Origin of the sequence: Cryobacterium sp. Hh11 (genome assembly GCF_004404045.1) — a bacterium.
Taxonomy (GTDB): domain Bacteria; phylum Actinomycetota; class Actinomycetes; order Actinomycetales; family Microbacteriaceae; genus Cryobacterium; species Cryobacterium levicorallinum.
Window position 1 is genome coordinate 146,421 of sequence record NZ_SOHF01000020.1, and the last position, 9,588, is coordinate 156,008.

The 9,588-nt window shown below is 65.6% G+C and carries 9 protein-coding genes; 7 read left to right on the forward strand and 2 right to left on the reverse strand.

All coding sequences use genetic code 11. The features are described 5' to 3' along the window. Positions 1–2 precede the first annotated feature (2 nt). The 5 genes from argB (at position 3) to argH (ending at position 5,857) form a co-directional block, all read left to right on the forward strand. Positions 3–911 carry an acetylglutamate kinase gene (gene argB, locus E3T46_RS10480; RefSeq protein ID WP_134578509.1) on the forward strand — a complete coding sequence of 303 codons (909 nt, stop codon included), beginning with the start codon at positions 3–5 and terminating at the stop codon, positions 909–911. Continuing rightward, positions 908–2,089, forward strand: coding sequence for an acetylornithine transaminase (locus E3T46_RS10485; protein WP_134442391.1), 1,182 nt, complete (start codon positions 908–910; stop codon positions 2,087–2,089). The genes argB and E3T46_RS10485 overlap by 4 nt, the downstream gene beginning before the upstream one ends. Before the next feature lie 96 nt (positions 2,090–2,185). Beyond that, positions 2,186–3,115, forward strand: a complete 930-nt coding sequence (argF, locus tag E3T46_RS10490) for an ornithine carbamoyltransferase (protein WP_134442389.1) — start codon at positions 2,186–2,188, stop codon at positions 3,113–3,115. 104 nt (positions 3,116–3,219) lie between these two features. Continuing rightward, entirely contained in the window at positions 3,220–4,419 is a 1,200-nt protein-coding gene (locus E3T46_RS10495) for an argininosuccinate synthase (RefSeq protein ID WP_134442387.1), read from the forward strand. Between the two features lie 7 nt (positions 4,420–4,426). After that, a complete protein-coding gene (argH, locus tag E3T46_RS10500; protein WP_134472565.1) occupies positions 4,427–5,857 on the forward strand; it encodes an argininosuccinate lyase in 1,431 nt (476 codons plus the stop codon). A 121-nt stretch (positions 5,858–5,978) separates the two neighbouring features. Here the strand turns inward: argH and E3T46_RS10505 are convergent, their stop codons facing one another. Both E3T46_RS10505 and E3T46_RS10510 read right to left on the reverse strand, forming a co-directional pair. Next, positions 5,979–6,578: a hypothetical protein gene (locus E3T46_RS10505; RefSeq protein ID WP_134578510.1), complete on the reverse strand. Its 600-nt coding sequence runs from the start codon at positions 6,576–6,578 to the stop codon at positions 5,979–5,981. Continuing rightward, positions 6,575–7,204 carry a DNA-binding protein gene (locus tag E3T46_RS10510; protein ID WP_134578511.1) on the reverse strand — a complete coding sequence of 210 codons (630 nt, stop codon included), beginning with the start codon at positions 7,202–7,204 and terminating at the stop codon, positions 6,575–6,577. Before E3T46_RS10510 ends, E3T46_RS10505 begins: the two co-directional genes overlap by 4 nt. Positions 7,205–7,349: 145 nt before the next feature. On the opposite strand from E3T46_RS10510, the gene tyrS reads away from it, so the two are divergent. Further along, entirely contained in the window at positions 7,350–8,651 is a 1,302-nt protein-coding gene (tyrS, locus tag E3T46_RS10515; protein ID WP_134578512.1) for a tyrosine--tRNA ligase, read from the forward strand. Positions 8,652–8,711: 60 nt separating this feature from the next. Then, positions 8,712–9,251, forward strand: a complete 540-nt coding sequence (locus E3T46_RS10520) for a GNAT family N-acetyltransferase (protein ID WP_134578513.1) — start codon at positions 8,712–8,714, stop codon at positions 9,249–9,251. Positions 9,252–9,588: the final 337 nt, after the last annotated feature.

Here is a 9,588-nt window from a genome sequence, read left to right on the forward strand (position 1 = left end):
ATATGACCGACATCACCCACGCAGACGAAACCAGCCAGGCCGAAGCATCCGTTAAAGCGGCGACGCTGATCGAAGCGCTGCCCTGGCTCAAACGCTTTCACGACCAGATCATCGTCGTGAAATTCGGCGGCAACGCCATGGTCAGCGAAGAGCTGCAAGGTGCCTTCGCTGAGGACATGGTCTACCTGCGCTACGCCGGAATTCGCCCGGTCGTCGTGCACGGCGGCGGCCCGCAAATCTCGGCCATGCTCAAGCGCCTCGGCATCGAGAGCGAGTTTCGCGGCGGCTACCGGGTGACCACGCCCGAAGCGATGGACGTGGTGCGCATGGTGCTCACCGGCCAGATCAACCGCGACCTGGTCAGCCACATCAACCAGCACGGTCCGCTCGCCGCCGGACTGTCCGGCGAAGACGCCGGCCTGTTCCGCGGAAGACGCCGCGGCGTGGTCATCGACGGCGAAGAAGTCGACCTCGGACTGGTCGGCGACGTCATCGACGTCGACCCCGAAGCGGTGCTCGCCCAGCTCGCGGCAGGCCGCATCCCGGTGGTCTCGTCGATCGCCCCCGATACGGATGTCCCCGGCCAGTCCCTCAACGTCAACGCCGACGCTGCTGCTGCCGCACTCGCGATCGCGCTCGGCGCGGCGAAGCTCGTGATTCTCACCGACGTCGCCGGGCTGTACCGAGACTGGCCGAACCGGGATTCGCTGGTGTCGATCATCGACGTGGTCGAGCTGCGCGGTCTGCTTCCGCAGCTGGAATCGGGCATGATCCCCAAAATGACCGCCTGCCTCGACGCCGTCGACGGCGGCGTCGCCAAGGCCGCGATCATCGACGGGCGAGTGCCGCACTCGATCCTGCTCGAAATTTTTACTGGAAGCGGCATCGGCACGGAGGTAGTACCCGCATGACTCAACATCCCTGGCAAGACCGTTTCGCCGATGCGATGATGAAAACCTTCAGCCCGCCGCTGGCCATGCTCGTGCGCGGTGAGGGCTGCTATGTCTGGGACGAAAAAGGCACCCAGTACCTCGACTTTCTGGCCGGCATCGCCGTGAACTCGCTCGGCCACGCCCACCCCGAGGTCGTCGCCGCCGTCACGAAGCAGATCGGCACGATCAGCCACGTCTCCAACTATTTCGCCACGCCGCCGCAGATCGAACTGGCCGAACGTCTCAAGCGCATCACCGGCGCCGGCGACGAAGGTCGGGTTTACTTCTGCAACTCCGGTGCCGAGGCCAACGAGGCCGCGTTCAAACTGGCCCGCCTCAACAATAAGGGCCACCGTAACCGCATTATTTCGCTGCACGACTCCTTCCACGGTCGCACCATGGGAGCCCTCGCGCTCTCCGGAAAACCGCACATGCGCGAGGCCTTCGAACCGGTTCCCGGCGGCGTCGAACACATCGACAGCACGATCAAGGCACTCGAAGCGACCATCGACAACACCGTCGCCGCACTGTTTCTCGAACCGGTCAAGGGCGAGGCCGGCGTCATCGACCTGCCCGATGGCTATCTGAAGCGTGCGCGGGAGCTGTGCACCGAGCACGGTGTGCTGCTCATCCTCGATGAGATCCAGACCGGCATCGCGCGTTCCGGCGCCTGGTTCGCCTACAACCACGCCGATATTCTTCCGGATGCTGTCACCATCGCCAAAGGGATGGGCGGCGGTGTTCCCATTGGTGCGCTGGTCACCTTTGGCTGGGCCTCCGAGCTGTTTCGCCGTGGCCAGCACGGCTCGACCTTCGCCGGGAATCCGCTGGTGACCGCGACCGCGAACGCGGTGCTCGGCGTGATCGAACGCGACGATCTCGCCGCCAACGCCACCTTAAGGGGCCAGCAGCTGCGCGAGATCATTCTCGGTTTCAAGTCTCCCTGGATCGAGGAAGTGCGTGGGCGCGGACTGCTGCTCGGCATCGGCCTGACCGAACCGGTTGCGTTGAAGCTGGGAGCTGCCGCTTTGGCCGAGGGCCTGATCGTCAACGCCGCCAATGAGACCAGCATTCGAATCGCCCCACCGCTGATCGTGGGTGACACCGAAATCGCCGACTTCCAGGACCGGTTCGGGCGAGCCCTGGCCAGCCTCTAGGCTGGACGAATCCCTCTGTGCTTGCTGGGAACCGTGCGGGGCCGCTGGAGCGGCATCCGCTTGCCCGCTAAAAGCATTCCAACCGAAAGTGACACCGTGACCCGCCATTTCCTGCGCGACGACGACATCTCCCCGGCCGAACAAGCCGAGATTCTCGACCTGGCCCTGGAGCTGAAGCGAGACCGATTCGCGGTGCGCCCGCTCAATGGCCCGCAGACGGTCGCGGTCATTTTCGACAAGTCTTCGACCCGCACCCGGGTGTCCTTCGCCGTCGGCATCGCCGACCTCGGCGGCAGCCCGCTCATCATCAGCACCGCGAACAGCCAGCTCGGCGGCAAGGAAACCGCCGCCGACACCGCTCGCGTGCTGGAACGCCAGGTCGCCGCAATCGTCTGGCGCACCTACGGTCAGGCCGGACTCGAAGAAATGGCGCTCGGTACCACCGTGCCGGTCATCAACGCGCTCAGCGATGATTTTCACCCCTGCCAGCTGCTCGCCGACCTGCTCACCATCCGGGAACACCGCGGCGACTTGGCCGGCCAGACCCTCGCCTTTCTCGGCGACGGCGCCTGCAACATGGGCCAGTCCTACCTGCTCGCCGGCGCGACAGCGGGGATGCACGTGCGTATCGCGTCGCCGGTCGGGTACACCCCCACCGATCAGGTTGTAGCGGATGCGACCGCCATCGCCGCCCAGACCGGCGGCTCGGTCGCGCTGTTCACCGACCCGCGCGAGGCCGTCACCGGTGTCGATGTGGTCATCACCGATACCTGGGTGTCGATGGGTAAGGAAGAGGAGAAGGCCGCGCGCCTCGGCGACCTCGGCCGGTACCGGGTCGACGCGGAACTGATGAGCCTGGCCAAGCCGGGCGCGCACTTCATGCACTGCCTGCCGGCCGACCGCGGCTACGAGGTGACCGCCGACGTCATCGACGGCCCGCAGAGCATCATCTGGGACGAGGCGGAGAACCGCCTGCACGCCCAGAAGGCGCTGTTGGTCTGGCTGCTCGCCCACAACGCGGCCTGACCGACCCGAGCGCGGCCATCCGCTCTCATGCTTTCTGACCGGGCGACCGGGGGGCCGCGTCACAGCACGTAAACTTTAGACAGATCAAGATTTTAGGGAGAACCATGGCGGAACGCGTTGTACTCGCATACTCGGGCGGACTGGATACCTCGGTCGGCATCGGCTGGCTCAAAGATGCCACCGGCAAAGAGGTTGTAGCCCTCGCCGTCGACGTCGGACAGGAGGGCGAAGACATGGACGTGATCCGTCAGCGCGCCCTCGACTGCGGCGCCGTCGAATCCATCGTCATCGACGCCAAGGACGAGTTCGCCAACGACTACATCATTCCGACCCTCAAGGCCAACGCCCTGTACCAGAAGCGTTATCCGCTGGTCTCGGCCATCAGCCGCCCGCTGATCGCCAAGTACCTCGCCTCCACAGCCAAGGAACTCGGCGCCGACAGCGTCGCCCACGGCTGCACCGGCAAGGGCAACGACCAGGTTCGATTCGAAGCCGCCGTCGCCGCGCTCGCCCCCGAGCTGACCTCGCTCGCCCCGGTGCGCGACTTCGCGCTGACCCGCGACAAAGCCATCGAGTACGCCGCCAAGCACGACCTGCCCATCGTGCAGTCCAAGAAGAGCCCGTACTCGGTCGACCAGAACGTCTGGGGTCGCGCCGTCGAGACCGGATTCCTCGAAGATCCGTGGAACGCGCCGATCGAAGACCTCTACACCTACACGCAGGACCCGTCGATCACCCGCGCCCCGACCGAGGTCGTCATCTCCTTCGAGCAGGGTGTGCCCGTCGCCATCGACGGCAAGAAGGTCACCCCGCTGCAGATGATCCAGCTCATGAACCGTCTCGCCGGCGACCAGGGTGTCGGTCGCATCGACATCGTCGAGGACCGTCTGGTCGGCATTAAGAGCCGTGAAATCTACGAAGCCCCCGCGGGAATGGCGCTCATCGCCGCCCACGAAGAGCTCGAGAACATGACCGTCGAACGTGACGTCGCCCGCTACAAGCGCGGCGTCGAGAGCAAATGGGCCGAGCTCGTCTACGACGGCCTGTGGTTCTCCGGCCTGAAGAAGAGCCTCGACGTGTTCATCGAGGACACTCAGAAGTACGTGACCGGCGACATCCGTTTGAAAATGCACGCCGGCACTGCCGTCGTCACGGGGCGTTCGAGCACGACCAGCCTGTACGACTTCAACCTCGCCACCTACGACACCGGCGACTCCTTCGACCAGACCATGGCCAAGGGCTTCATCGAGCTGTGGAGCCTGCCGAGCAAGGTCGCCGCACGCCGCGACGCCGCCGCGAAGTAGGGCATCCGTGTCGAGTGAGAAAAACCGCGCCGGCCGAGCTGGTGCCCTCTGGGGCGGCCGTTTCGCCGGGGGACCGTCGCCGGAACTGGCACGGCTGAGCAAGTCGACCCAGTTCGACTGGATGCTGGCCGAATACGACCTGCAGGGCAGCCGCGCGCACGCCAGGGCCCTCGCCGCCGCCGGATATCTCACCGACACCGAATTGACCCAGATGGTCGGCGCGCTCGAAGAACTCGAGCGCGCCGTCGTGACCGGCGAATTTCTGCCAGCCGAAGCCGATGAAGACGTACACTCCGCCCTCGAGCGTGGCCTCATCGACATTATCGGCGTCGAGGTGGGCGGCAAACTTCGCGCCGGCCGCAGCCGCAATGACCAGGTCGCAACGCTTGTGCGCATGTGGCTGCGCGACCACGCCGCCATTCTCGCCTCCCTCGTCATCGAACTGATCGACGCCCTCGCCGCTCAGGCCGAAGCGCACTCCGGGGCCATCATGCCCGGCCGCACCCACCTGCAGCACGCCCAGCCGGTGCTGCTCGCCCACCACCTGCTGGCGCATTGCTGGCCGCTGGTACGCGACCTCGACCGCTTCGCGGACTGGGGCCGGCGAGCGGATGCGTCCCCCTACGGTTCCGGCGCCCTGGCCGGCAATACCCTCGGTCTCGACGCGCATCTCGTCGCCGTCGACCTGGGCTTCGCCGCCGTGGTTGAGAATTCCATCGACGGCACCGCGAGCCGCGACCTGGTCGCCGAATTCGCCTACATCACCGCGCAAATCGGCATCGACATGTCGCGGCTGGCCGAAGAGATCATTCTCTGGAACACCCGCGAATTCGGGTTCGTCACCCTCGACGACGCCTATTCCACCGGGTCCTCGATCATGCCGCAGAAGAAGAATCCAGACATCGCCGAGCTCGCTCGCGGCAAGTCGGGCCGCATGATCGGCAACCTCACCGGGCTGCTCACCACGCTCAAGGGCCTGCCGCTCGCCTACAACCGCGACCTGCAGGAAGACAAAGAGCCGGTCTTCGACTCGATCCAGACCCTTGAAGTACTGTTGCCCGCCTTCACCGGCATGGTCGCGACCCTCACCTTCCACACCGAGCGGATGGCCGAGCTCGCGCCGCAGGGGTTCTCCCTCGCCACGGATGTCGCCGAATGGCTGGTCAAACGCCACGTTTCGTTCCGTGATGCGCACGAGATCACCGGTTCGCTGGTGAAGTTCGCCGAGACGAACGGACTCGACCTGCACGAGGTCGACGACGCGGCGCTGCTGGCGATTTCGCCGCACCTCGTTCCGGAGGTGCGCGAGGTGCTCACCATCCGCGGATCGGTCGACAGCCGCGACGGCGCCGGCGGAACCGCGCCGGTGCGCGTCGCCGAGCAGCGGGCCCACTTGGTCAACCGGGTACGCGACTTGACGGCGGCGCTCAGCCGGTAACCGTGCCGAACGCGTCCAGCCCGGCTGACGAGTCAGTGGGGTTGGCGCGTGGAATCGTGTCCCCGTGGTGGTTTTGGATGCCGGGGGGAGGCATCCGTTCAGGCCGTCGAAAAGAGCGGCGCTAGACCAGTGCCATCGGCACGAGGGCAGCGCAGGCACAGGCCCAGGTGAGGCTTGACAGGGTGCCGATGATGAACCGCTCACGCGATTCCGCCGCGGCCAGCTCGGTGAACCGGCCGACACCCTTGATGGCAACGACGACGGCGATGGCCTCGGGGAAGCCAGCCAGGATAGCGCCGGCCACGGCGAGACGTTCCAGGATGCCGATGGTCACACCCCCGCGCAGCACCTCGTGGGTCTCCGGATCACTGATCCCGGCCATGGTCGGGGCCGGTTTTCCGGCGTTCAGAACCATGATTCCACCGTGCTGGCCCGGCGGCACCGAGTTGTTGGTGGCGAGATCGAGGGCGAGTACCGCGGCGGGGCCGCCGCCGATGACGGCGAGGGCCAGGGCGAGCATGCCGAGCACAATGCCGAAAGCGCTCGGGCCGGGCCCGACGGGGACAGCGGCCAACACCAGCGAGACGGCCAGTCCAGCGATGGCGGCGACGGCGTAGAGCTGCCGATGCAACTTGAAGGCGATCGCGGCGCTGGTGAGCGCGGCGAGGGTGACCAGGAGTAGGGCGACCCAGTATAGAAACGTGAGAACGGTGAAAGTCATGCGGGTTCCGTTTCGTTCGGGCCGGTGGTCGGGCCAGCATCGAGTTGCTCTAGCAGCCTAACCAACGCCGGCCGTGCGGCCTGCTCGACCCGGTACTGCGCCGCTTTGAGCCGCTGGCTCACCGCCCCGGTGGTGATGCCGAGCCTGTCCGCGATGTCGGTCTGGGCCAGTCCGCTTTCGAACAGATCACCGGCCTGCCAGCCCTGCGGGGAGCGGCGTTGACGCAGCAGCAGGAGCATGGTGAGGAGTGCCTCGATGCCGGGGGCTGCGGCATCCACTTGACCGACGTCGAGCGCAAAGTGCGCCTCGGTCTTCTTGGCCCGAAGCACGGCCTCGCGGGCTGCGATGAACGCGCCACCGGTGGCCTGCCGGGTCGACGCCGGCAGGGGAGTGCGTACGGTGCCCACCCCGAGTCCGACGCTCCAGTGGCCGGAACGGTGCAGCGTGAGAAGGGCGTCGAGCGTCGGCCGGGCCGTCGAGACAAGCAATTGGATCTCATCGCCCGCCGTCTGGTCGGGCGGCAGACTGAATGCGTGCGAGCTCTGGTCCACGAGTCGCGCGATCATCTCCCGCGCTCGATCGTGATCGTTGCGGCTGTCAATCTGGTCAGCGGTGATGACAAACATGGGCTGAGGCTCCGTCCTGCATTCAGCATAATTCAGGTCACAGGCTAAATCAAATGAGATATAGGTTTTAGGCTAAATTGCTCTTCGAGACGGGCGGATGCCGCCCGCAACTCGTCGAGGCCGCCACGGCTGGTAATCTGAACGCGTGTCAGACCCCACCATCCTCGCCCAGCAGACCAACGATCCCTCTTTCGATTCTGTCTGGGAGGAGATCAACTGGCGCGGCCTCGTGCACGTCTCCACCGACGAGACCGAGCTCAAAGCGCTGCTCGTTGGCGGTCCCATCACCTACTACTGCGGATTCGACCCGACCGCGCCAAGCCTGCACCTCGGCAATCTCGTGCAGCTGCTGCTAATGCGGCGCCTGCAGCTGGCCGGGCATCATCCGCTTGGACTGGTCGGCGGATCCACCGGACTCATCGGGGATCCGCGCCCGACCGCCGAGCGCACGCTGACCCCGACCGATACCGTCGCAGAATGGGTCGGCTACCTGCAGGCCCAGGTTTCGCGGTTCTTGAGCTCAGAGGGCGATAACGCCGTCACCCTGGTGAACAACCTGGACTGGACCGCACCGCTTTCCGCGATCGATTTTCTGCGCGAAATCGGCAAATACTACCGCGTCGGCACGATGCTCAAAAAGGATGCTGTCAGCGCGCGGCTAAATTCTGATGCCGGCATCAGCTACACCGAATTCAGCTACCAGATTCTGCAGGGCCTGGACTACCTCGAACTGTTCCGCAGCTACAACTGTGTGTTGCAGACCGGTGGCAGCGATCAGTGGGGCAATCTCACGAGCGGAACCGATCTCATCCGTCGGGCCGAAAGCGGCAGCGTGCACGCGATCGGCACGCCGCTCATCACCAACAGCGACGGCACCAAATTCGGCAAGAGTGAGGGCAACGCGGTCTGGCTCGACCCCAACCTGACGAGCCCCTACGCCTTTTACCAGTTCTGGCTCAACACTGACGATGCCGACGTGGTTTTTCGGCTCAAGGTGTTCACGTTTCTGTCACGGATCGAAATCGATCGGTTCGCCGAGCTTGTCGAAAACGAACCGTTCCGCCGGGAAGCGCAGCGCCGACTCGCCCTCGAGGTAACCAGCCTCGTGCACGGCCAGGCGGCGACGGATGCTGCCATCCACGCCGCCGAGGCGCTGTTCGGCCAGGGCGACCTTGCCGAACTCGACCCCGATACCCTCGAGGCCGCGCTGCGCGAACTTCCGCACACCACGACGGCGCCGCACGCCACCGTATTGCAGCTGCTCGTCGACACGGAATTGTCGAAGAGTCTCGGTGACGCGCGCCGCGCGGTGCAGCAGGGCGGGGTCTACCTGAACAACGAGAAGGTCACGAGCGTCGACCTGACCATCGAAGGATCGGTGCTTCCTGGCGGAGTGGCTGTACTACGTCGCGGCAAGAAGACGCTCGCCGGCATTTTCGTCGAGTAGCTGTCTCGAGGCGCGAGCTCGGTGCAGGGGTCGGGCAGGTGTGGGTGGCAAGATGTCGACGTGGACACTCTTCGAACCGAACGCCTGCTGCTGCGCCCCTGGACCCTCGATGACACCGACTTCGTCTTCGGGTTGTACTCGTTGTGGTCCGTGCAGCAACACATCGGGTTGCATCCGCGGGTGATGACCGACCGCGCCGAGGCGATCGCCGTGATCACCCGGTGGCAGGGAATGGAACACCCCATTCACGCCATCAGGGCCGTAACGGATGCTGACACCGGCGAAATCTTCGGGAACCTGCTGCTCAAGTCGATCCCAGCTTCGAGCCCGGTCACGCCGCTTGAACCGTCGGGGGATACCGAGATCGGCTGGCACTTTCACCCGAACGCGTGGCACCACGGCTACGCGACCGAGGCGGCATCCGCTGTACTGGCCGAAGGGTGGAAGACGGGACTCGAGCGGGTGGTGGCCGTGACCACCCCGAGCAATCGTCCGTCGCAACGGGTCTGCCTGCGCATCGGTCTGACGCACAAGGGGAGAACCGACCAGTACTACAACTCCGTGAGCGAGCTCTTCGTCGCCGAGGCCCCCGCGACTTAGCCGTCTCCAGTGGGGTGTGGCACCCCGCCCGGCCCCGTCACTCGCAGCCAACCCCGGTCGGTCCATCCATGGATATGTTCGGGGCCCGGGCCCGGAAAGCGGGCCCATGTTCTATCGTGGGCCCGGTTCCGTAAGGTGGGCCCGGTCGTCGAGTCGGGGAGCGGGTTCGTGGTTCTCGCTGGTCGAGGAGTGGGGCCGTTTTGGCCCGTGTCTCGACGCCTGGCGGTGCGACACGCCCGGGTGGGGGGCGTTTTGACGGGTGGGTGGTCTGGCCGTAATGTATCTATACGTACCCCAAAGGTGCGGAAAGCCGCAGTGCTTCCCGGCCTCATGTGGG